Origin of the sequence: Bradyrhizobium sp. (genome assembly GCF_035309285.1) — a bacterium.
Classification (GTDB): domain Bacteria; phylum Pseudomonadota; class Alphaproteobacteria; order Rhizobiales; family Xanthobacteraceae; genus Bradyrhizobium.
Map to the genome: position 1 here is coordinate 39,084 of NZ_DATGFH010000042.1, position 19,779 is coordinate 58,862.

Sequence of the window (19,779 nt, forward strand, 5' to 3'; positions counted from 1 at the left end):
TCCTTTAACGTGATGTGTTTGACGTGAATCGATCATTTCAGGGGGCGGGCAACGGCGGCGGCCGCGAGCGCCAGTAGCGCTGGCGGAAGCCGAACACGGCGTCCGCCACGCCGAGCACGACCATGCCGAGTGCCGGCCAGACGAAAAGCACGACGATGGCGTAGGTCGAGCCCAGCCAGAAGGCACGGCTCCTGAGCGCCAGTGTCAGTGTGTGCAGCACCGCAAAGCCGGCGAAGGCATAAGCCATCATCAGCGCCGAGGTGGTGAGCTTGGCGAGGAGGGCCGTTAGTCCGCTTGTAAAGCAGAGCGCCGTCGCCACGCAGAGCGCGACCAGCGTCATCGGCGGCAACGTCGCACTCTTGAGGTCGGGCCACGGGCGACGGAGCCGCCCCGACATCGCGCTGACCTTCGCCGCGAGCCAAAGGTTGAGCGTCAAGACAAGGAAGACGCCAATCACGGCACAGACCGGCATCATCGCGACCAGCGCGTCGAGCACGCTGTCCTCGGCCTTCGTGTTGCTCGCTGAAAGCAGGTGAACCAGCCCCCGCTTCAGTGTTGCTGCGATCGCCGCCGAATCGCCGCCGAGCGTAAGCAGGACGCCGAAGGTGGTCAGCACCGCGGAGGCGGCAATCCAGAGCAGGATGCGGCCGACGGGATACCATTCGAGCTCCACCGCCTCTGGCACGGCGCCATCGTCGGCGGGCGCGTGAACGGCGATAGGTCGGCCGAGGAGGGCGAGATGGCCGAGCCACCAGCCGGGAAGTGCAATCGCGACTGCAAAGGCAACGCCATAATTGAGGCCGAAGATCGCGCCAAGGCCAAGCGAAGCGGCGATGCCGGCCATCGCGGCGCAGAGTGGACCCCATCCGATCGCCGCGACCATCAAGGGCAGCGGCGCCAGATAGAACAGCAGCAATGAGATCAGCGCGCCCGATATGATCGAGGCGAACATCAAGGCCGACGCGCAGCCTGCGGCAAGCGCAATGAGAATGATCGCGATCATTAGCTGTCCCGCCCCTTTCGAGCGGTTAGAGGCCCAAACCTAGAACCCCAACCATCGGCGACCGGACGACCCGGAGCCTTATAAATGACTATTGCGGCCGGCGGCACGGATGCCGCCGGCTGGAGCGTTCCTTAGCGAATAACGTAGGGAAGCAGCCCGAGGAAGCGCGCGCGCTTGATGGCGCGGGCGAGCTCACGCTGCTTCTTGGCGGACACCGCGGTGATGCGGCTCGGCACGATCTTGCCGCGCTCGGAGACGTAACGCATCAACAGCTTGGAATCCTTGTAATCAATCTTCGGCGCGTTCGGACCCGTGAACGGACAGGTCTTGCGGCGGCGGAAAAACGGACGACGTGCACCAGCTTCAGCCATTGTCCTTACTCCTCGTCGCCGCTGGCATCGGCATCATCGCGCGGACGGCGCGGGCCGCGATCGCCACGGAAGCCGCCGCCATCACGGTCGCCGCGGAAGCCGCCGCCGTCACGATCCCCGCGGAAACCGCCTTCGCGCTCGCCGCGGAAGCCACCGCCGCCGCGATCGTCGCGCTCACGATCGCGATCGGCCTTGCGCATCATCGCTGACGGACCTTCCTCGTGCTCCTCGACGCGGACAGAGAGGTAGCGGATCACGTCTTCAGAAATGCGCTCCTGGCGCTCGATCTCGGCGATCGCCGCTGACGGCGCGTCGATGTTGAGCAGCACGAAATGCGCCTTGCGGTTCTTGTTCATGCGGTAGGTGAGGGAGCGCACGCCCCAGTTCTCGGTCTTGGTGACCTTGCCGCCGGCCTGCTCGACAATGCCGGTCATCTGGGTGGTCAATTCCTCGACCTGTTGGGAGCTCGCGTCCTGACGCGCGAGAAACACATGCTCATACAGAGGCATGAGAGTCCTTTCCTCAAGTGTTGGCGTGGCTCTCGGCGGCAAGCCCTTCGAGACCTTCGGAAAGGACTCGTTGCAAGCTCAGAAGGCGGAAACACGGGACGACGGGCCGACTGGCCCTGCCACATCAACTCGAATGAATTGCTGAGACCGTCCGTTCAGCTCCCGGCCGGGACCCACGGATGGCGCGCTTTATACGGATTTTCGGCTTGGTGGCAAGCTCGTTACGCGGCTTTCCGGCCAAAACCCGCCGGTGGCCCGCCAGCGGCCAGGGAGGGATTGACTAGCTTGTTTGTATGTTATACAAACAATTAGGAGATAAGCCATGGCTGCTAAGTCGGTCGAAACGGCTTTCGAGACGCCGGCAGGCGACCCAAAGCACGCCGTCCGAGCCACGCGCCCGGCTGGGCGCAAAATGCGGTCCCTTCTGCTGGATGCCGCCAGCCGCCTGTTCAAGGAGCGCGGCCTCGCCGGCACCTCGATCACGGACATCGCCACCGCAGCCGACGCGTTCCCGAGCCAGATCACCTATTATTTCCGCACCAAGGAGGCACTGTTCGTCGAGGCGGCCTGCCGCGACATGCTGTATGTCGCCCGCGCCACCGAGCAGGCGGGCCAGAGGGCCCATACGCCGCAGGAGTACACGCATGCGCTTGCGGAAACGGTCACGGCGAGCGATGCGGTGGCCTTCTTCGCGGAAGCGCTGACGCTGACCAGGCGCCGGCAGGATCTCGCACCGCTGGTCGAGCGCACCATCGAGCGTCTGCATAGCGAAGGCGCTCGCGCCTATGCGGACAAGGTCGAGCGGCACGGATGGCGCACGCTGCGCGTGCCTCAGGACAGCTCGCGACGGTTCTGGGCCGTGGCAGTCGGCGTCGTGCTCGAAGGTTATGCCATGGGTCGGTCGCCGGAACAGCTCTGCGCCGAGATGCTGCGCGTGCTCGGCGAGCAGGCGCGGACTGGTTCACCCGGTGGCGGTCCGTCGCTTCGCCTGATCGGCGATCGCGATGCATCCGCCTCGAATGCATCGGACGGGGAGACTTCATCATGACTGCGCTTCGCATCCGCGCCCGCGATTTTCTGACCGAGGATCAACTCGCCGACGTGCGTCGGCGCTCGACGGCCAAAGGCGTCGCGCTGATCGCCCACGCATGGGTGCTCATCGTGGCCGCAATCGCGCTGGTCGCATGGTGGCCCAATCCGCTGACATACCTGCTGGCGGTCGGGATCATCGGCTCGCGGCAGCTCGGGCTTGCGATCCTGATGCACGACGGTGCGCATGGCTGCCTCTCCGGCGACGAAAAGATCAACCTGACGCTGAGCCAGTGGTTTTGCGCTTATCCGATCTTCGCCGAGACACGCGCCTATCGCCGCTATCATCTGCAGCACCACGCGCGCACGCAACAGGAAGATGATCCGGACCTGATCCTGTCGGCGCCTTTTCCGATCACGAAGTTGAGCTACCGGCGCAAATTCGTCCGCGATATCACCGGGCAAACCGGATATCAGCAACGCAAGGCGCAATTGCTCAACGCGCTCGGGCCCACGCAATGGCCGCTCAAGCAGCGGATCGTTCACTTCCGCGAAAAGCTTGGACCGCAATTCGCCGTCAATGCGCTTCTGTTCGCGGCCATGGCCGCGGCCGGCGTGTGGTGGGCCTATCCGCTGCTATGGCTGGTGCCGCTGCTGACGTGGATGATGGTCATCACCCGCATCCGCAATATCGCGGAGCATGCCGTGGTGCCCGACAGCAGCGATCCCTTGCGAAACACCCGCACCACCCACGCCAATTTCCTCGAACGCCTTTTCATCGCGCCTTACTACGTGAACTACCATCTCGAGCATCATCTCCTGTTCTACGTGCCCTGCTACAACCTGCCGAAGGTCCACCGAATCCTCAGTGAAAGCCGGCACAGGGAGCGCATGGAGGTGCAGCCGAGTTATCTGGCGGTGCTAAAGCTCGCGACCGGGAAGCCGGACCATGAGGACCGTCCGGGACAGTTGGTGAACAGCGCGCGACGGGCAAGGGCGGGCGTCGAGGTCGGCGCCGACCCGACGTCAGGCGGCTTCTAGCGCGGCTTGACATCCGAGCCCCTGGCGGTGTCTACGGCCGAAACTTGGAACAATTCGGCACGTTCAGGGGACGCCGATGACGGCAGCATTCACATTTCCGGGGCAGGGTTCCCAGGCGGTAGGCATGGGCAGGGCGCTCGCCGAGGCCTTTCCGGCGGCTAAAGCCGTTTTTGACGAGGTCGACGCGGCGCTTTCCGAAAAGCTCACCGCGGTGATCTGGGAGGGGCCGGCGGAGACGCTCCAGCTCACCGAAAACGCTCAGCCGGCGCTGATGGCGGTCTCGATCGCCACGTTGCGGGTGCTGGAGAGCGAGGCCGGCTTTTCGGTCGGCCGGGACGCCGCTTTCGTCGCCGGCCATTCGCTTGGCGAATATTCGGCGCTGGCGGCGGCCGGATCCTTGAGCATTTCCGATACCGCGCGGCTTTTGCGCACCCGGGGGCTGGCCATGCAAAAAGCCGTGCCGGTTGGCGCCGGCGCCATGGCGGCCCTTCTTGGCCTCGATTATGAGGTGGCGGTTGCGGTCGCCAATGAAGCAGCAGGGGGCCAGATCTGCCAGGCCGCCAACGACAATGGCGGGGGGCAAGTCGTGGTGTCCGGCGACAAGGCTGCGGTCGATCGCGCGGTCGAGATCGCCAAGATCAAGGGCGCCAAGCGCGCGATGCTGTTGCCGGTGTCGGCGCCATTCCATTGCAAGCTGATGCAGCCGGCCGCCGATGTGATGGCGAAGGCGCTGTCGGAGGTCACCATCAAGCCCCCGGCCGCGCCCTTGGTGTCGAATGTGCTGGCCTCGGCGATATCCGATCCCGACGAGATCCGCCGCCGCCTGATCGAGCAGGTGACGGGCACCGTGCGATGGCGCGAGTCGGTTGCCTATATGGCATCCAGGGGCGTCACGCGGTTTTTCGAGATCGGCGCCGGTAAGGTGTTGAGCGGACTGGTAAAGCGCATTGCCGACGGAGCGATCGGCGTTTCGGTCGGAGGACCCAACGATATCGCTGCGGCGAAGGACGCGCTGGCGGCTGCGCAATAGCTAGCCGTTCGAGGGGAGACATTCATGTTTGATTTGACTGGCAGGACGGCGCTCGTCACGGGCGCGACCGGGGGCATCGGTGGCGCGATTGCGACGGCCCTGCATGCTCAGGGCGCGACGGTGGCGATCTCGGGGACGCGGCGCGAGGTGCTGGATGGTATCGCCGCCAGGCTTGGCGAGCGGGTGCATGTGCTGCCCTGCAATCTTTCCGACAGCGCCGCAGTGGAAGCGCTGGTGCCCGCGGCGGAAGCGGCGATGGGGCAGCTCGACATCCTGGTCGCCAACGCCGGCATCACGCGCGACAATCTGTTCGTGCAGCTCCGCGACGAGGATTGGGACGAGGTCATCAATGTCAACCTCACCGCGACGTTCCGCCTCGCGCGTGCCGCCACCAAGCTGATGATGCGCAAGCGCTTCGGCCGCATCATCGCGATCACCTCGGTGGTCGGCGTCACCGGCAATCCCGGACAGGGCAACTACACCGCCTCGAAGGCCGGCCTGATCGGCATGATCAAGACGCTGGGCGCCGAATATGCCAAGCGCAACGTCACCGCCAATTGCATCGCTCCCGGATTCATCAAGACGCCGATGACCGATGCTCTCAATGAAAAGCAGCGCGAGACCATCCTCACCAAGGTTCCGGCTGCGCGGCTCGGCACGCCCGAAGACATCGCGGCTGCCGCGGTGTTTCTCGCATCCACTGAAGCGGGCTACATCACGGGCCAGACCATCCACGTCAATGGCGGGATGGCCATGATTTGACGGCGCCGCCGGACGGGTCGACAGGCGGCCAAATGCCCTTTCCTTGACGTTTCCTTGGACTGTCCGGGGCTTATGGCCAAGGCCTGTGAAGTATGATAACCGGACCCGGAAAAATGGATGGGCAAAGAACGCCATTGCAGGATTTGGAAACCCTGTATATTGGCGGGGCGGAGCCTGTCGTCTCGCCGGGCTCGTGTCGGCCAGTGCCGGTTGAAGCGAAGTTCCTGTGGCGAGCCGCCACGACGGATCACGAGCTTCGCCGATCGGGATGCTGGTAAGGGGGCCAAATCAGGTTTATGCGCGACTGCGAAGGAAGTTTAACGACCACGATGGCTCGTATCATCCTGGGGTCGGGTTACGGAAACAAGCACGAGGTTGAACGATGAGTGAGATTGGCGAGCGGGTTAAGAAGATCGTGGTCGAGCATCTCGGTGTTGAGCCCGAAAAGGTGGTCGACAGCGCGAGCTTCATTGATGACCTCGGCGCTGACAGCCTCGACACGGTCGAGCTCGTGATGGCATTTGAAGAAGAGTTTGGTTGTGAGATTCCGGACGACGCCGCGGAGACGATTTTGACTGTCGGCGACGCCACGAAATTTCTTGAAAAGAACGCAAAGAGCTGACGCCCGCGAGCGGTAACGACGAAGCCGGCCGGACCGCATCGATGCGGTCGACCGGTTTCTTGTTGCAGGCCGCTTCAGGGCTGGAGTTGCACAGATGAGGCGGGTTGTCGTCACGGGCCTCGGCATGGTCTCGCCACTCGGCTGTGGCGTCGAGCCAAGCTGGCAGCGAATCCTGAGCGGGGCGAGCGGCGCGCGGAAGATCGAGACCTTCGACGTGTCCGACCTGCCGAGCAAGATCGCCTGCATCGTGCCGCGCGGCGACGGTTCGGACGCGAGCTTCAATCCCGACCAGTGGATGGAGCCGAAGGACCAGCGCAAGGTCGACGATTTCATCATTTTTGCGATGGCCGCTGCCAAACAGGCTCTCGATGACGCCGGCTGGCACCCTTCCACCGAGGAAGAGCGCTGCGCCACGGGCACCATGATCGGTTCCGGCATCGGCGGACTCTCCGGCATTGCCGACACCGCGGTGCTCTTGAAGGAGCGTGGCCCGCGCAAGGTCTCGCCGTTCTTCATTCCGGGCCGCCTGATCAACCTCGCCTCCGGCTACGTCTCGATCGAGCACGGCCTGAAAGGACCGAACCATGCGGTGGTGACGGCCTGCTCGACCGGCGCGCATGCGATCGGCGACGCCAGCCGCCTGATCGCACTCGGCGATGCCAACGTGATGGTCGCGGGCGGCACCGAATCGCCGATCTGCCGGATCGGCATGGCGGGCTTCTGCGCGGCGCGCGCGCTTTCGACCGGTTTCAACGAGACGCCGGAGAAAGCCTCGCGTCCCTACGATAAAGACCGCGACGGCTTTGTGATGGGCGAGGGCGCCGGCATCGTGGTGCTGGAGGAATATGAGCATGCTCGCGCGCGCGGGGCGAAGATCCATGCCGAGGTGATCGGCTACGGGCTATCCGGCGACGCCTATCACATCACCTCGCCGGCGCCGGACGGCGATGGCGGATTCCGCAGCATGACGGCGGCCATGAAGCGCGCCGGCATCACGGCGGCGGACATCGACTACATCAATGCGCACGGCACCTCGACCCAGGTCGGCGACGAGATCGAGCTTGGCGCGGTCGAGCGGCTGCTCGGCAATGCCGCCTCGAAAGTCTCGATGTCCTCGACCAAATCCTCGACCGGACACCTGCTCGGCGCGGCTGGCGCGATCGAAGCGATCTTCTCGATCCTTGCGATTCGCGATAACATTGCGCCGCCGACCATCAACCTCGACCATCCGTCGGTGGAAACCGGAATCGATCTCGTGCCGCGTACGGCGCGCAAGCGCGAGATCAACATCGCCCTGTCCAATTCATTCGGTTTCGGCGGCACCAACGCTTCCGTGATCCTGCAGCGCATGATCAATTGATACGGTCCGTAGCGAAACGGATATCGGGAAACCACCGTTTCGCCGTATTCCGTGCTAAATCGTAAGGCGGGCGCAAGATGACCGGCCGCTCGCGAGCAGGCGAGGCCACCAGAGCGACAGGACGTCAGGTTGCATCGATGAGTGAAAGGCCGCCCATTTCGCCCCGCAGTCCGCGTGCCGCGCTGGAGCCCGAGCAGGTCCCGCCGCCGCCCAAGCGCTCCGAACGCGCGCGCAATCCCTTTGTCGTGGTCGGCAACGCCATCATCACCATCGTTCTCCTGGCTCTGATCGGCGCCGGCGCCGTCTATTATTACGGCAATCAGGTCCTGGACTCGCCCGGGCCGCTTCAGCAGGACAAAGTCGTCAACATCCCCTCGCGCGCCGGCAAGCGCGACATCGCGGACGTCCTGCAGCGCGAAGGCGTGATCGACGTCAATCCCTGGCTGTTCATCGGTGGCGTGTTCGCGATGAAGGCGAGTTCCGGGCTCAAGCCCGGCGAATATTCGTTCCAGAAGAACGCGAGCCTTCGTGCAGTCATCGCAACCATCGTCGAAGGCAAGGTAGTGCAGCACGCGGTGACGATCCCGGAAGGCCTGACCTCCGAGCAGATCGTCGCAAAGCTTGCCGACAACGACATCTTCACGGGTTCGGTGCACGAGATCCCGCGCGAGGGCACGCTGTTGCCGGAAACGTATAAATTCCCGCGCGGCACCACGCGCGACCACGTGATCCAGCGCATGCAGCAGGCGCAGAAGCGCGTTGTCGCCGAAATCTGGGAGCGCCGCAGCCCCGACCTGCCGCTGAAGACCCCGGAGGAATTGGTGACGCTTGCCTCCATCGTCGAGAAGGAGACCGGAAAAACGGATGAGCGCAGCCGCGTCGCCGCCGTGTTCGTCAATCGGCTGAAGCAGAAGATCAAGCTGCAGTCGGATCCGACCATCATCTACGGTCTCGTCGGCGGCAAGGGAACGCTCGGCCGGCCGATCAAGCGCAGCGAGATCACCCAGCCTTCGCCCTACAACACCTACGTGATCGACGGCCTGCCGCCCGGACCGATCTCCAATCCCGGACGCGCCTCGCTGGAGGCCACTGCCAATCCGGCGCGTACGCGCGATTTGTACTTCGTTGCCGACGGCACCGGCGGCCATACCTTCTCCGAGACCTACGATCAGCACCAGAAGAACGTCGCCAAGCTTCGCGCGATGGAAAAGCAGGTGCAGAACGACACCGTCGAGCCGGCCGACGATCCGCAGCCGGCGTCCGCGCCCGCCGCGCAAACGCCGCCGCCGTCCGCGGCAAAGCCCGCGGCCAAGCCCGCCAGGAAGCCGGTCCGTCGCCGGCAGGGCGCCGCACAATCGGCGCAACCCTCGCGGACGGTCCAGCAATAGGATGGCCGCTTTCACCGGACTCCACTTTTCCTGAAAAGGTCTTATGGTCCGCGCGCGCCGGGGCGTGTCGCGAATCTGCCCTTTCGCCGTCTTTCTTTCGGAGAATCCCCCGCCATGGCGCTGTCGAGCATGACCGGCTTTGCCCGCAGTCACGGCGCAAGCGGACCCTACGCGTTCGAATGGGAACTGAAATCGGTCAACGCCAAGGGCCTTGACCTGCGCCTGCGGCTGCCGCCCGGCTGGGACGAGTTGGAAGCTCATGCGAAGAAGCGGGCCGGTGAGTTACTTTCGCGCGGCACCGTCTACGCCAATTTCAACGTCAAGCGCGCCAATGCGCTCTCGGCTGTACGCATCAACGAGGACGTGCTCGCCGCCGTGGTCAAGGTCGCAGGCCAGCTTGCCGGCAAGATCGACGCGGTCGCGCCCAGCGTCGACGGGCTGCTCGGCATCAAGGGCGTGATCGAGGTGGTCGAGCCGGAAAGCGACGAGGAAGAGGACAGGGTGGCGAAAGCGGCCGCCATCGCAGCCTTCGACGAGGCGCTGCAGAATCTGGTCGCGATGCGGCGGCGCGAGGGTATCGCTCTCGGCCAGGTGCTCCTGCAGCGCATGGACGAGATCGAGCGTTTGGCGAAGAGGGCGGAAGCCGCGCCCGGCCGCAAGCCCGAAGCGATCCGCGCGCGGCTCGCCGAGCAGGTCGCTGCACTTCTCGAGGCCTCCGAGCGCTTCGACGCCGACCGGTTGACCCAGGAGGCGCTCCTGATCGCCGCCAAGGCCGACATCCGCGAGGAGCTCGACCGCATCGCCTCCCATATCGCACAGGCGCGCGAGCTGATCGGCAAGGGCGGGCCGATCGGGCGCCGGCTCGATTTCCTGGCGCAGGAATTTCACCGCGAGGTCAACACCTGCTGCTCGAAATCCAACGACATCGAGCTTACCAACACGGGGCTTGAGATGAAGACCGTGGTCGAGCAGTTCCGCGAACAGGTCCAGAATCTGGAGTGATGCATGACGACGCAGGCTCGCGGCTTTGACGGAGTGGAGCGGCGCGGACTGATGTTCGTGCTGTCCTCGCCTTCGGGCGCCGGCAAGACCACGCTGTCGCGGCTTCTGATGGAGCGCATGGGGGGCTTGAGGATGTCGGTGTCGGCGACGACGCGTCCGAAGCGTCCCGGTGAGGTCGAGGGCCGCGATTACCTGTTCGTCGATCACGCCCGCTTCGAGGAGATGGTCAAGCGGCAAGAGCTCCTGGAATGGGCGAACGTGTTCGACAATCGCTACGGCACGCCGCGCGCGCCCGTCGAAGGGGCGCTGTCGGCGGGTCAGGATGTGCTGTTCGACATCGACTGGCAGGGCACTCAGCAATTGCGCGAGAAGGCGCGCGCCGATGTGGTCAGCGTGTTCATCCTGCCGCCGTCGGCGGCCGATCTGGAGAAACGGCTGCACTCGCGCGCGCAGGATTCGGCCGATGTCATCCGCCGGCGCATGAGTCGCGCCAGCCACGAGATGAGCCATTGGGCCGAGTATGATTACATCGTGATCAACCACGAGATCGATGAGGCATTTGCCGAAGTGCAGTCGATCCTCAAGGCCGAGCGGCTGAAGCGCGAACGCCGCACCGGGCTCACCACCTTCGTCCGGGAATTACAGCGGCAGTTGGATAGGTAGCGCGCTCAAGACGAAGCGCGCGCGTCGCGCTCGGTGCCTTCCAGCTCGGACTGCAGCTGCTTGGTGAGCCGCGCCAGGAACTCCTCGATCTTTTCGACGCGGTCGCCGGATTCATCGGTTTCGAGCGCCTGCGAAACGTCCAGGCGCGATGCCATCGCCCGTGCTTCGTCCAGATCCGGCACGGAACGATTGACGTAGGCGGGCTCCGGCCCAACCCACGGCGGATCGAGCGGATTGTCGATCGATTGCCAGTTGGTGCGCTCGCGCAGCCAGTCGCTGCGCCTGCGGCGGCGGCCGAGCCGGTAGACCGCGCTGCCGGTGAGGCCGGCAAGCGCCAGCGCGCCGAACGCGACCAGGAGGAGCTTTTGCAGCGAGCCGGTGTTACGCTCGACGGGCGCTGCCGCAAGTGGCGGCGGGGGAACCGCCTGCGGCGCCGGATCTGCCGCAGCGGATGAATCGGGCGTGGAGTCGGCGACCATCAGCGACGCATCGGGCTGCGCTGCCGGGGCGGGAGGCGCGCTGCTTGAGGTTTGCGGCCAGCGCGAGGCGACGGAAGATTGGTCCGGCGCGGCGGTTGCCGCGGGTGCATTCGTGGTCTCGCTATCTGCCGTGGCCTTCGCAGCTTGGGGGCCTGGCCAAACCGATGGCGCGGCTGCTGCGGCGGGAACCGCAGTCGCGGCAGGGGCGGACGCATCGTCCGGCACGGGCGCGCGGGGTGCGATCTCGGCATGCGCATTGGCGATCGAGCGCGAGGCCGCTGCCTCGGTTTGCCGCGGCGCTTGCTTCTCCGCAGGCGCGTCGGCTGTATCCGCACGCGCCGCCTTGCCGTCCTGACCGCGCTGGTACCAGCAATGCCGGCCGGTGCCGCGCTCAATGTGGAAATACCAGTGCTTGCCCTGGGCGTCCTTGCCCGGTTCGGTGAGGCAATTGTCGGCCGCGCGCGCCGCGCTTTGGGGCAGGATGGTCGCGGCAGCTCCCGCGACAATGCCGAAAACAAGGGCCGACGCGAATTTCGCTTGCAAGTTCGACATACGCATCTCCGGTTACGCTACGCGACTCTAAGCCCCCAATTTCGATGAAGAGTTGGGTCGCAATAGGCCGCAAATCCGGAGAGGATTGGGCTTAATTCGGGCTCGCGCTCTGCCGCCGAAAAGCCAATTTTGGGCCCGCCGGAACCGTCGCCCGCGTCATCGCAGCAGGGCGCTCAGTGTCGGTGCCAAATGGCTTTGACTGTTGTCTGGAGGTCGTCGCCGCCGTCTTCGCGCCAAGGTCCGAAGGCTGCCGTGGCTACCGCCTCAGCTTCTCATCCAGGCTCAGCCGCCCCGCACCCGTGACGAACAACAGCAGGAGACCACATGTGATCGCGAGATCTTTGCTCAGCAGGGTGAACTGCAGGTTCTGCGCGGCGGCTTGCTGAAATTCCCAGTAGCGGTGCGCGGTGCCGAACGCGATCACCACGAAGGCGATGGCCAGCAAGGCGCCGTAGCGTGTGGCCAGGCCGAGGAGTAGCGAAACGACGATGACCCATTCGACCACATGCGCAAACACGCTCATGGCGGCGGGTGCGGGGTAACCGAGTGATTTCAGATAATCGGCGCTTGGCCCGCCGCTCCATAGCGTCATCAGAAATAGAACGCCTAACAGCACACGTCCGACGAGCAGGATCGGATCGGCCGCACGGGTGGCAATGCCGTCGGTCAACGCGAGAAGAGGATGTGATGATCGTTCAGTCATGCTTCCCCCAAGGAGTAAGACATCGCGAAATGCTATTTCGGCCATGGCGCGCAAAAGCTGCAGATGCCTTGCGCCCAATCCACGGCTTCGACGAACGTTGCGCACAAGAGTGCGCTCAAAGTTTCCCTTTTACAAGCAGCGGCAGCCCCGAGTGCAAGATTTCGCGTACCGGCACCTGAGGAGCGTCGGATAGAATGATTGCAGCCACGAGGCAGCTAAAGGGGCACTGAAATGGGCAGACAGCTCGCAGTCGCGCTTTACGTGGCGGCGGTGGTAGCCGTGATCGTCGGTGTAGTTTTCATATCAGCTTCAACGTCGCCTTCTGGGAGCAAAGCGGCCGCGCCGAATTTATGATGGGGTGGACGCCCCGCCGACGGCATCGATGTGCCAAAGTGGAGTTGTTGAGCACCACTTAAGGGAGGCGTCCTTGTCAAAGGTTATCACAATCGGTCTGGATATCGCCAAGCATGTTTTTCACGCTCACGGGACGGATGAGCGGGGTCGCGCGATATTCAGCAAGCGGATCAGCCGGGGAAAGCTGCTGGATTTCTTCGCGGCGCAGCCGAGTTGCACGGTAGCGCTGGAGGCATGTGGTGGAGCACATCACTGGGCCCGTCAGCTCACCGAGCTTGGTCATGAAGTTCGGCTGATCCCGCCCGCCTATGTAAAACCGTTCGTGAAGCGGCAAAAGAACGACGCGATCGATGCCGAGGCGATCTGCGAAGCGGCCCAGCGGCCGAGCATGCGGTTCGTGGCCGTTAAGAGCGAAGAGCAGCAGGCGGCCGGTCTGGTGTTTAGAACCCGAGACCTGTTGGTACGGCAGCGAACCCAGCTCATCAATGCGATCCGGGGTCATCTCACAGAATATGGTTGGATAGCGCCCAAAGGGCCCTCGCATGTGATGAAGCTTGCCGATTTGATCGAGGAAGAAGAGATGGCCAGTTCGCTTCCCGAAGCGGCCCACGCCATGTTCCGATTGATGCTAGACCTGCTCGCGAGACTCAACGACAAGATCGCGGATCTCGACAAGGAGATCGCGCGGCGTGCTCGCAAAGACGAAGTATCGCGCAGACTGATGACCGTTCCTGGCATTGGCTCGATCTCCGCCACCGCAATCGCCGCCCTTGCACCGCCGGCCGAGACTTTTGCGAAAGGGCGTGACTTCGCGGCATGGCTCGGTCTGACGCCTCTTCAAAAATCGACGGGCGGGAAGCAGAAGCTCGGTGCGACATCGAAGATGGGCGAACGCACACTTAGGCGCCTCCTCATCATCGGCAGCAGCGCCGTTGTGCAGCAGGCGATCAAACGGGGCGCGCCAAAGGGTTCGTGGCTCGAGCAAATGTTGACTCGCAAGCCGCGCATGCTGGTAACCGTCGCGCTTGCCAACAAGATGGCGCGGATCGTCTGGGCGCTACTTGTAAAGCGGGAAAGCTACAGAGCTCCGGTCGCAGCCAGGGCGTAAGCCCAGCGGACCTGAGGTCGTCGGAGGTGTAGTCGGTCGAAGGAGGGTATGGCACAACAGTCGGCGAGACTGGGGTCGGAAAACCAGGTGTACTCATCGTGCCTAAAGAGCACGCATTTATGATTTGGTTCCGGCCCCCGCGAACTCCCATACGGGCCCGCAGCTCCATCGCTGCATCAGAGGCCGGACAGATGGCAGCATCCGACTACGTGCCAAGGCTCTTCAAAAACCGCTTGCATCTCGCGGGGCGTCCACACCCAAGCAAAAAATGAGCGCGATGGGGGATCATCGCGCTCCAGTCTCGGGGAGGAACTCTGAGATCATGATGCGATTGATCGCATCATGCTCTCATCTGTTTGTCTGAGCATGATCTTTCTCGGAAAACCGGCTTCCGCTTTTCCGGATCATGCTCTAGCTGATGCGTTTCCAGGTCTGGCCGCCGCAGAACAGGCCACCGAAGGCGCAGCCCTGCACCTTGAGCAGATTCGGACCCTTCATCGCGATGGTGGAGTCGTAGTTGCTGCCGGAGTCGGGGTCGTGGATGCGGCCTTCCCATTTGCTGCCGGACGGCTTCATGTTGATCAGGATCCGCTCATTGGTCTTGTCGGCATAGCCGCACAGATTGGCGCCGCACTGCTCGATGCGCACGTTGCCCTTGTTGTCTTCGGTCTGCCACAGGCCGAGCGGAGTCGTGGGTGCGGCGGCCGGCGGCACGGCGGCAGCCTGCTGCGGCACGGGCGGCGGGGCGGGCGGTGTGGGCGGTGTGGTGTTCGCAACGGGAGCCGGATTGGCCGGCGCGGTCGTGGCCGCACGTGAAGGCTCGTTGATCGAAGGCAATCCGGTGACGCGCTCCTCGGCGGCAGGCGGGGCCGGCGGCACGTTGCTCGCAACTGAGGGTGCAGGCGGGACGGGCGGTGCGTTGTTCGCGACCGGCGCGGGAGCAGGAGCCTGCACGGCCGGAGCAGGTGTCGTCGGGACGGGAGCCGGCCGCGCCGGGGGCGCGTTGCTTGCGACGTCATCATCGTCGTCGGATTTCTTGCCGTTCAGGTTCAGGTTCTTCAGGTTGATGGCCGACCCGTTGTTGGTGACGGAAAGGCATGACAGCGAGTTGCAGTTCCTGGGCGACTCGATGCGGATCTTCTGTCCGTTGATTTCAAAGGAAAATCCGTTGCCGGCCTGCGCAGTCGTAGACGCCATCAGGAGCGCGGCAGCGGCGGCGAGATAAAAAGTCTTCTTCATGGGGGCCTCCATCGGCTGCTGGGAAGGGAAACGTGGCGATGACCCTATAACGGAGCCTCGCAGTCATCTGTGATGGGCATCACAAGGGGAAGATGTGAGCGCAGACTGGGGTCGGGTGCTGCCCGAAACGGCGCGTGGCCCCAGCCTTCGTGGGAAGACTGGGGCCTTAGCCTTGGAGGCCAGCCGACAAGACGTGTCTTGTTGGCGATTGGAGAGTAGCGCGACCGCGACATTCCCAACGTGACGTGGTTCACCTTTGTGAATGGCTTGATAGGACGGCGCGCCCGCCAAAGCCGGTTCGATGCCGCCAGGGAACCGCGTGACTCATGTCACATTCAAGTGAGGTCGTCGGAGTCTAGCCTGAAGCGTTTTCAGGGAGGCTTCGATGAAGCGAATTGCTTTTCTGATGATGGTGACGGCGCTCAGCTCACCCGCCTGCGCCCGCGACTCCTATTCATTTATGGTCGGCGGACACCGCATCCATGTCGAGGCCAGTCCGCATTGCCGCTCGCTGTCCTGTGTCTCCGTTTCCATTCCGGGTGTCGGAAGCTGGCACCACGGCCATCGTGACGCCGATGACGTTGCCACCGTGAACAATCCGGCGCCCGCACAAGCTCCGGCGCAGCAGCCGGCTCAGCCCGCGCAGCCGCAGGACCAACCCGTCTATGCGCCGCCGGTGGCACAGATCACGCCGCCGCAACCCGCCGCGCCACTGACGCGCGCGCAGACCCTTGCGCCCGCCGTCCAGGCGCAGCCTGCGCCGGTTCAGCCTGCCGCGCCGCCGGTCCAGGCACAGCCTGCGTCCGTGCCGGCGCCGAGATTGGCTGCCGCGCCGCCTGCACCGGTCGTGCCGCCGGCTCCGCCTTCGGTCGGTTTCTCGGTGCCCAAGCCGCAGCCAAGCGCTGCGCCGCCCGCGCCTGCGGCCACGCCGCAAAATCAGGCCAAGCCGCAAGACAAGGTTCAGGACAAGTCTGCGGTCGACCATTCTGCGCCGCACGCGAGCGCGCCGGTTGCGCGCGTCACGCAGCGGAGCGAAAGCGATACGGCCTCTACGCCGCTCGGCGACTGGCAGACCGAAGGCAAGAGCGGCACGGTGCGCATCGAGGCCTGCGGCAAGGCGCTGTGCGGTTACATGCTCGATGTCTCGACCGGAACCAAGGGCGAGACCATCCTGATCAACATGAAGCCCAAATCTGCTACCGACAACAGCGGCGCCAAGTGGACCGGCAATGTCTACAGCCGTTCCAGCGGCAACAGCTATTACGGCTCCATGACGCTGAAGGACCCCAAGACGCTGCGCGTCGAGGCCTGCGCGTTCGGCTCGTTCTTCTGCTCCGGCAATAACTGGACGCGGCTCGAGGACGACCGCTCGGTGCGGCCCGAGAGCGAAGTCGCGAACTCGCGTCAGGATGCGCCGAAGCCACGCTCCTGATTCCCCGCCGGCTATGCAGCTTGCGATTTCGTGCCGCGATCCGGTTCCGTCCCGGCCAGCGTGGTTAAAGACTCGTGAAATCAAGTCGTTGATAAGTCTTTAAATAAAATAGCCGAATGTCGCGCGATGACGCGCGGAGTTTGGTTGTATCTCGTCGGCTCTGTCGTCCTTGTCTCGCTTGCAGGTTGCGGCCACGGATTCTTTCAGTCCGCCGAGCGCGAACCCTGGCGCGCCGAGGCCGAGATCGCCTGCCTGAAATCCGGCGCGGTGAAGGAGAGCGCGGATATCGTGCGGATCGAGCCGATCGACGGCCCCGGCGTTTGCGGCGCCGAATATCCGCTGAAGGTTTCGGCGCTCGGGGAAGCAAGCTCTGCCTACGGTTTTGCCGATGAAAGCCTGCGCCCGCCGGCGGATATCGCAGGCCAGCCGCGCTGGCCGGTGGCGCAGCCGCCGCAGCAGCGATATCCGCAAGCGCCCTATGCGCAGCAAGCCTATCCGCAGCCTTCGACCTATCCGCAGGATTCGAGGCAGGGAGGCTATGGCGCGACGTCGAACAGGCCGGTCTCTCTGGCCGCGCCGGGCGTGCAGCAACAGCAGCCGGACGAGATCAACCTGCCGCCGGAAGGCACGCCCGGCCCACGTGACGGCGTCGTCGGTTCGCCCTATCCGCAGCAGGGCCAGACCTATCCGCAACAGGCCTATCCGGAAGCCGGCGCGCAGGCCTATCCGCCGCGCGAGCGCTATGGCGCGCCTTACTCTCCACGCCCCGATGCAGCGCCCTATTCTCCGCGTCCCGATGCGGCGGAGCCGCCGCTGCCGCCGCTCGGGCCCGCGCGCGGCGATCCGGTCGCAGCCGCCGGTCCTGTCGCCGTCAAGCCGGCCGCGACGCTGGCGTGCCCGATCGTCTCCGTGCTCGACCGCTGGCTTGATGATTCCGTGCAGCCGGCGGCGCAGCGCTGGTTCGGCTCGCGCGTGGTCGAGATCAAGCAGATCTCCGCCTATTCCTGCCGCGGCATGAACGGCAATCCGAATGCGCACATTTCCGAGCATGCCTTCGGCAATGCGCTCGACATCGCCGCCTTCACGCTCGCCGACGGCCGCCGCATCACGGTGAAGGATGGCTGGCACGGCCTGCCCGAGGAGCAGGGATTCCTGCGCGACGTGCAGGCGGCAGCGTGTCAGGATTTCACCACGGTGCTGGCGCCGGGCGCGAACGTCTATCACTACGACCACATCCACGTCGACCTGATGCGCCGCGCCAGGCGGCCGATCATCTGCGAGCCGGCCGCGGTCTCGGGCGAGGAGATCGCCGCGCGCGCCGCGCAGCGCAACCCCTATGCGTCGCACGGCCGCGATCCCTATGTGACGGGCTCGCTTGGCGGCCGCGGCCACGCGCACCATCCCAGGAGCATCGAAGACGAGCTCGAGGACGAGTAGCCGCCGTTGTTTCGGCGCTGCTTGCGAAAATCGGTTCGCTCTTCGATCCAGTTAAGATTTCCCTCACCGCGTTTTCCTTGTTGTTCCGGCCGTGCTTACGTCCGCCACTTTTGTTAGGAACAAGGCGGACCGCATTCTGATTGCCAGCGCGCTGGGACAGGACACCGGACATGTTCGCCTATCGCATTACCGAGATCGATTCAGGCATCGTCGTGGGCACGGAGGAGGAGCCGATCCTCCTCTGCGCGAGCCGCGAGGTCGCGCATCGCGCCGTCGCCGATGCCGAGCTGTTGGAGACGCTGCCTGCGAAGCTGATCTTCTCGCGGCGGATCGCGGAGGCCCGCGATGTCAAACCTGCAGCGCCGCAAGCGCCAGGATCAGCGCAGGAGACATCACGAGCCAGCCGAGCCTGAGGAACCGCCAGGCCGAGACCTCGATGCCTTCGCGCCGGAGCGCCACCAGCCAGAGGATGGTGGCAAGCGATCCGGTCACGGAAAGATTGGGGCCGAGATCGACGCCGATCAGGATCGCGGACGTCACGGCATGCGGCAGAGGATCGCTGCTTGCGACGGAACCCGCGATGAGCCCGACCGGCAAATTGTTGGCGATACTGTCTGCGATCGCGGTCACGATGCCGGTGACCCAGATCGCTTTCGTGGCGGATTGTGCGACGAGCTCATGCAGCAGCGCGCTCAGTCGCGCGATCACGCCGGTGCGGATCAGCTCCTCGACCATCACGAACAGGCCCGCGACCAGCGGCAGCACGCCCCAGGCGACGTCCTTCACCAGCGGCCACGGCGATTGACGGGACAGAAGCAGCACCAGCGTGGCGGTGACGGCGCCGCAGAGAAAGGTCGGCAGTCCCAGCGGAATATCCAGCGCAGATGCGCCGATCAGCACCATGCCGATCGCGCCGATGCCGTAGGCGGTGAGCTTGCCTTCATGGCTCAGCCTCGGCCGCGGCACGTCGCGTTCGAGATGCTCTTCCTTCAGCGCCCTGCGCAGCGCGAAGCGCAGGACGAGATAGGTCGCCACGATTGCCGCGAGCGAGGGCAGGGTGTAGTGCCGCAGCCATTCGAACAGATGCGGCATGCGCGCGCCATAGACGACGAGGTTCGCCGGATTGGAGATCGGCAGCACGAAGCTTGCGGCATTGGCGATGAAGGCGCAGACGAAGAGATAGGGCAGCGGCGTTGCGCCGGCTGCGCGGGTTGCGGCATAGACCGCGGGCGTCAGCACGATCGCGGTCGCATCGTTGGAGAGCAGTACGGTCACCAGCGTGCCGACGGCATAGACCAAGAGGAACAGCCGCCGCGGCGAGCCTTGCGCGTGCTCGACCGCGAGCGCGGCGAGCCAGTCGAACAGCCCTTCGCGCCGCGCGAGCTCGGCGATCAGCAACATGCCGGTCAGAAACAGATAGACGTCGATGCCCTTGCGCATGCCGGCGAGCGCATCGCCGACCGGAAGCAGGCCGAGCGCGACGAGCAACGCCGCGCCCGCCACAGCCCAGATTGCTTCGGGCCAGCGAAAAGGGCGGGTGATGACGCATCCGGTCGCAACGAGGATGATGGCCCAGGCGGCGGTCGTTTCGGTTGGCGGAGCTGGCACGTGATCTCTTGGGTGAGCGATTCCGCGGCTCTTTTAGAATTGTGCGGCGTCTCTTGGCCAGACCGGCCAGGTTGCACCGCGAAATGG

20 protein-coding genes are annotated in these 19,779 nt (G+C 64.7%); 13 read left to right on the plus strand and 7 right to left on the minus strand.

Annotated features, from left to right (window positions below; genetic code table 11):
• Positions 1-37: 37 nt before the first annotated feature.
• The 3 genes from VKR55_RS08565 to rpsF all read right to left on the minus strand — a co-directional run bounded on the left by VKR55_RS08565 (position 38) and on the right by rpsF (position 1,883).
• On the minus strand, positions 38-1,003 hold the full coding sequence (locus VKR55_RS08565; RefSeq protein WP_324401744.1) for a YybS family protein: 966 nt from the start codon (positions 1,001-1,003) through the stop codon (positions 38-40).
• 131 nt (positions 1,004-1,134) lie between these two features.
• The gene (gene rpsR, locus VKR55_RS08570; protein WP_011441353.1) at positions 1,135-1,374 is read right to left on the minus strand and encodes a 30S ribosomal protein S18; all 240 of its coding nucleotides are present in this window, start codon (positions 1,372-1,374) and stop codon (positions 1,135-1,137) included.
• A gap of 5 nt (positions 1,375-1,379) precedes the next feature.
• The gene (gene rpsF / locus VKR55_RS08575; RefSeq protein ID WP_324401761.1) at positions 1,380-1,883 is read right to left on the minus strand and encodes a 30S ribosomal protein S6; all 504 of its coding nucleotides are present in this window, start codon (positions 1,881-1,883) and stop codon (positions 1,380-1,382) included.
• A gap of 322 nt (positions 1,884-2,205) precedes the next feature.
• Between rpsF and VKR55_RS08580 the strand changes: the two genes are divergently transcribed.
• From VKR55_RS08580 to gmk, 9 genes are all read left to right on the plus strand, one after another.
• Positions 2,206-2,931 (plus strand): TetR/AcrR family transcriptional regulator, encoded by a 726-nt coding sequence (locus VKR55_RS08580; protein WP_324401764.1) that lies wholly within the window; start codon positions 2,206-2,208, stop codon positions 2,929-2,931.
• Entirely contained in the window at positions 2,928-3,953 is a 1,026-nt protein-coding gene (locus tag VKR55_RS08585; protein ID WP_324401766.1) for a fatty acid desaturase family protein, read from the plus strand. The genes VKR55_RS08580 and VKR55_RS08585 overlap by 4 nt, the downstream gene beginning before the upstream one ends.
• A 76-nt stretch (positions 3,954-4,029) precedes the next feature.
• Positions 4,030-4,983, plus strand: coding sequence for an ACP S-malonyltransferase (gene fabD, locus VKR55_RS08590; protein WP_324401768.1), 954 nt, complete (start codon positions 4,030-4,032; stop codon positions 4,981-4,983).
• A gap of 24 nt (positions 4,984-5,007) precedes the next feature.
• Positions 5,008-5,745, plus strand: coding sequence for a 3-oxoacyl-[acyl-carrier-protein] reductase (gene fabG / locus VKR55_RS08595; RefSeq protein WP_324401770.1), 738 nt, complete (start codon positions 5,008-5,010; stop codon positions 5,743-5,745).
• A 382-nt stretch (positions 5,746-6,127) separates the two neighbouring features.
• The gene (locus VKR55_RS08600) at positions 6,128-6,367 is read left to right on the plus strand and encodes an acyl carrier protein (protein ID WP_002716125.1); all 240 of its coding nucleotides are present in this window, start codon (positions 6,128-6,130) and stop codon (positions 6,365-6,367) included.
• 94 nt (positions 6,368-6,461) lie between these two features.
• A complete protein-coding gene (gene fabF, locus VKR55_RS08605) occupies positions 6,462-7,727 on the plus strand; it encodes a beta-ketoacyl-ACP synthase II (RefSeq protein WP_324401814.1) in 1,266 nt (421 codons plus the stop codon).
• A 137-nt stretch (positions 7,728-7,864) separates the two neighbouring features.
• Positions 7,865-9,115 carry an endolytic transglycosylase MltG gene (gene mltG / locus VKR55_RS08610; RefSeq protein ID WP_324401817.1) on the plus strand — a complete coding sequence of 417 codons (1,251 nt, stop codon included), beginning with the start codon at positions 7,865-7,867 and terminating at the stop codon, positions 9,113-9,115.
• A 114-nt stretch (positions 9,116-9,229) separates the two neighbouring features.
• Positions 9,230-10,117: a YicC/YloC family endoribonuclease gene (locus tag VKR55_RS08615; RefSeq protein WP_324401819.1), complete on the plus strand. Its 888-nt coding sequence runs from the start codon at positions 9,230-9,232 to the stop codon at positions 10,115-10,117.
• A 3-nt stretch (positions 10,118-10,120) separates the two neighbouring features.
• The gene (gene gmk, locus VKR55_RS08620; protein ID WP_324401821.1) at positions 10,121-10,780 is read left to right on the plus strand and encodes a guanylate kinase; all 660 of its coding nucleotides are present in this window, start codon (positions 10,121-10,123) and stop codon (positions 10,778-10,780) included.
• A 5-nt stretch (positions 10,781-10,785) separates the two neighbouring features.
• Here gmk and VKR55_RS08625 read toward each other — a convergent pair whose 3' ends face one another.
• Both VKR55_RS08625 and VKR55_RS08630 read right to left on the minus strand, forming a co-directional pair.
• A complete protein-coding gene (locus VKR55_RS08625; protein ID WP_324401823.1) occupies positions 10,786-11,811 on the minus strand; it encodes a hypothetical protein in 1,026 nt (341 codons plus the stop codon).
• Positions 11,812-12,067: 256 nt separating this feature from the next.
• The gene (locus VKR55_RS08630) at positions 12,068-12,514 is read right to left on the minus strand and encodes a DoxX family protein (RefSeq protein WP_324401825.1); all 447 of its coding nucleotides are present in this window, start codon (positions 12,512-12,514) and stop codon (positions 12,068-12,070) included.
• A 427-nt stretch (positions 12,515-12,941) separates the two neighbouring features.
• Between VKR55_RS08630 and VKR55_RS08635 the strand changes: the two genes are divergently transcribed.
• Positions 12,942-13,976 carry an IS110 family RNA-guided transposase gene (locus VKR55_RS08635; protein ID WP_324401827.1) on the plus strand — a complete coding sequence of 345 codons (1,035 nt, stop codon included), beginning with the start codon at positions 12,942-12,944 and terminating at the stop codon, positions 13,974-13,976.
• A 411-nt stretch (positions 13,977-14,387) separates the two neighbouring features.
• On the opposite strand, the gene VKR55_RS08640 is transcribed toward VKR55_RS08635, so the two are convergent.
• A complete protein-coding gene (locus VKR55_RS08640; protein ID WP_324401829.1) occupies positions 14,388-15,215 on the minus strand; it encodes a DUF2147 domain-containing protein in 828 nt (275 codons plus the stop codon).
• Between the two features lie 385 nt (positions 15,216-15,600).
• On the opposite strand from VKR55_RS08640, the gene VKR55_RS08645 reads away from it, so the two are divergent.
• The 3 genes from VKR55_RS08645 (at position 15,601) to VKR55_RS08655 (ending at position 18,497) form a co-directional block, all read left to right on the plus strand.
• Positions 15,601-16,647: a DUF2147 domain-containing protein gene (locus VKR55_RS08645; RefSeq protein WP_324401831.1), complete on the plus strand. Its 1,047-nt coding sequence runs from the start codon at positions 15,601-15,603 to the stop codon at positions 16,645-16,647.
• Positions 16,648-16,773: 126 nt separating this feature from the next.
• Entirely contained in the window at positions 16,774-18,084 is a 1,311-nt protein-coding gene (locus tag VKR55_RS08650) for an extensin-like domain-containing protein (RefSeq protein WP_324401833.1), read from the plus strand.
• Positions 18,085-18,254: 170 nt separating this feature from the next.
• Positions 18,255-18,497: a hypothetical protein gene (locus VKR55_RS08655; protein ID WP_324401835.1), complete on the plus strand. Its 243-nt coding sequence runs from the start codon at positions 18,255-18,257 to the stop codon at positions 18,495-18,497.
• Here VKR55_RS08655 and VKR55_RS08660 read toward each other — a convergent pair.
• The gene (locus VKR55_RS08660) at positions 18,433-19,692 is read right to left on the minus strand and encodes an arsenic transporter (RefSeq protein ID WP_324401837.1); all 1,260 of its coding nucleotides are present in this window, start codon (positions 19,690-19,692) and stop codon (positions 18,433-18,435) included. The two genes, VKR55_RS08655 and VKR55_RS08660, sit on opposite strands and share 65 nt — an antisense overlap.
• Between the last annotated feature and the right edge of the window lie 87 nt (positions 19,693-19,779).

Excerpts from the sequence above, each read along its gene's own strand:
- VKR55_RS08585 (WP_324401766.1), top strand. The coding sequence starts at position 2,928 with ATGACTGCGCTTCGCATCCGCGCCCGCGATTTTCTGACCGAGGATCAA.
- mltG (WP_324401817.1), top strand. The coding sequence starts at position 7,865 with ATGAGTGAAAGGCCGCCCATTTCGCCCCGCAGTCCGCGTGCCGCGCTG.
- VKR55_RS08645 (WP_324401831.1), top strand. The coding sequence starts at position 15,601 with ATGAAGCGAATTGCTTTTCTGATGATGGTGACGGCGCTCAGCTCACCC.
- rpsF (WP_324401761.1), bottom strand. The coding sequence starts at position 1,883 with ATGCCTCTGTATGAGCATGTGTTTCTCGCGCGTCAGGACGCGAGCTCC.
- VKR55_RS08615 (WP_324401819.1), top strand. The coding sequence starts at position 9,230 with ATGGCGCTGTCGAGCATGACCGGCTTTGCCCGCAGTCACGGCGCAAGC.
- VKR55_RS08640 (WP_324401829.1), bottom strand. The coding sequence starts at position 15,215 with ATGAAGAAGACTTTTTATCTCGCCGCCGCTGCCGCGCTCCTGATGGCG.
- gmk (WP_324401821.1), top strand. The coding sequence starts at position 10,121 with ATGACGACGCAGGCTCGCGGCTTTGACGGAGTGGAGCGGCGCGGACTG.
- VKR55_RS08565 (WP_324401744.1), bottom strand. The coding sequence starts at position 1,003 with ATGATCGCGATCATTCTCATTGCGCTTGCCGCAGGCTGCGCGTCGGCC.
- VKR55_RS08650 (WP_324401833.1), top strand. The coding sequence starts at position 16,774 with ATGACGCGCGGAGTTTGGTTGTATCTCGTCGGCTCTGTCGTCCTTGTC.
- VKR55_RS08655 (WP_324401835.1), top strand. The coding sequence starts at position 18,255 with ATGTTCGCCTATCGCATTACCGAGATCGATTCAGGCATCGTCGTGGGC.
- VKR55_RS08580 (WP_324401764.1), top strand. The coding sequence starts at position 2,206 with ATGGCTGCTAAGTCGGTCGAAACGGCTTTCGAGACGCCGGCAGGCGAC.
- VKR55_RS08630 (WP_324401825.1), bottom strand. The coding sequence starts at position 12,514 with ATGACTGAACGATCATCACATCCTCTTCTCGCGTTGACCGACGGCATT.
- VKR55_RS08600 (WP_002716125.1), top strand. The coding sequence starts at position 6,128 with ATGAGTGAGATTGGCGAGCGGGTTAAGAAGATCGTGGTCGAGCATCTC.
- fabF (WP_324401814.1), top strand. The coding sequence starts at position 6,462 with ATGAGGCGGGTTGTCGTCACGGGCCTCGGCATGGTCTCGCCACTCGGC.
- VKR55_RS08625 (WP_324401823.1), bottom strand. The coding sequence starts at position 11,811 with ATGTCGAACTTGCAAGCGAAATTCGCGTCGGCCCTTGTTTTCGGCATT.
- fabD (WP_324401768.1), top strand. The coding sequence starts at position 4,030 with ATGACGGCAGCATTCACATTTCCGGGGCAGGGTTCCCAGGCGGTAGGC.
- fabG (WP_324401770.1), top strand. The coding sequence starts at position 5,008 with ATGTTTGATTTGACTGGCAGGACGGCGCTCGTCACGGGCGCGACCGGG.
- rpsR (WP_011441353.1), bottom strand. The coding sequence starts at position 1,374 with ATGGCTGAAGCTGGTGCACGTCGTCCGTTTTTCCGCCGCCGCAAGACC.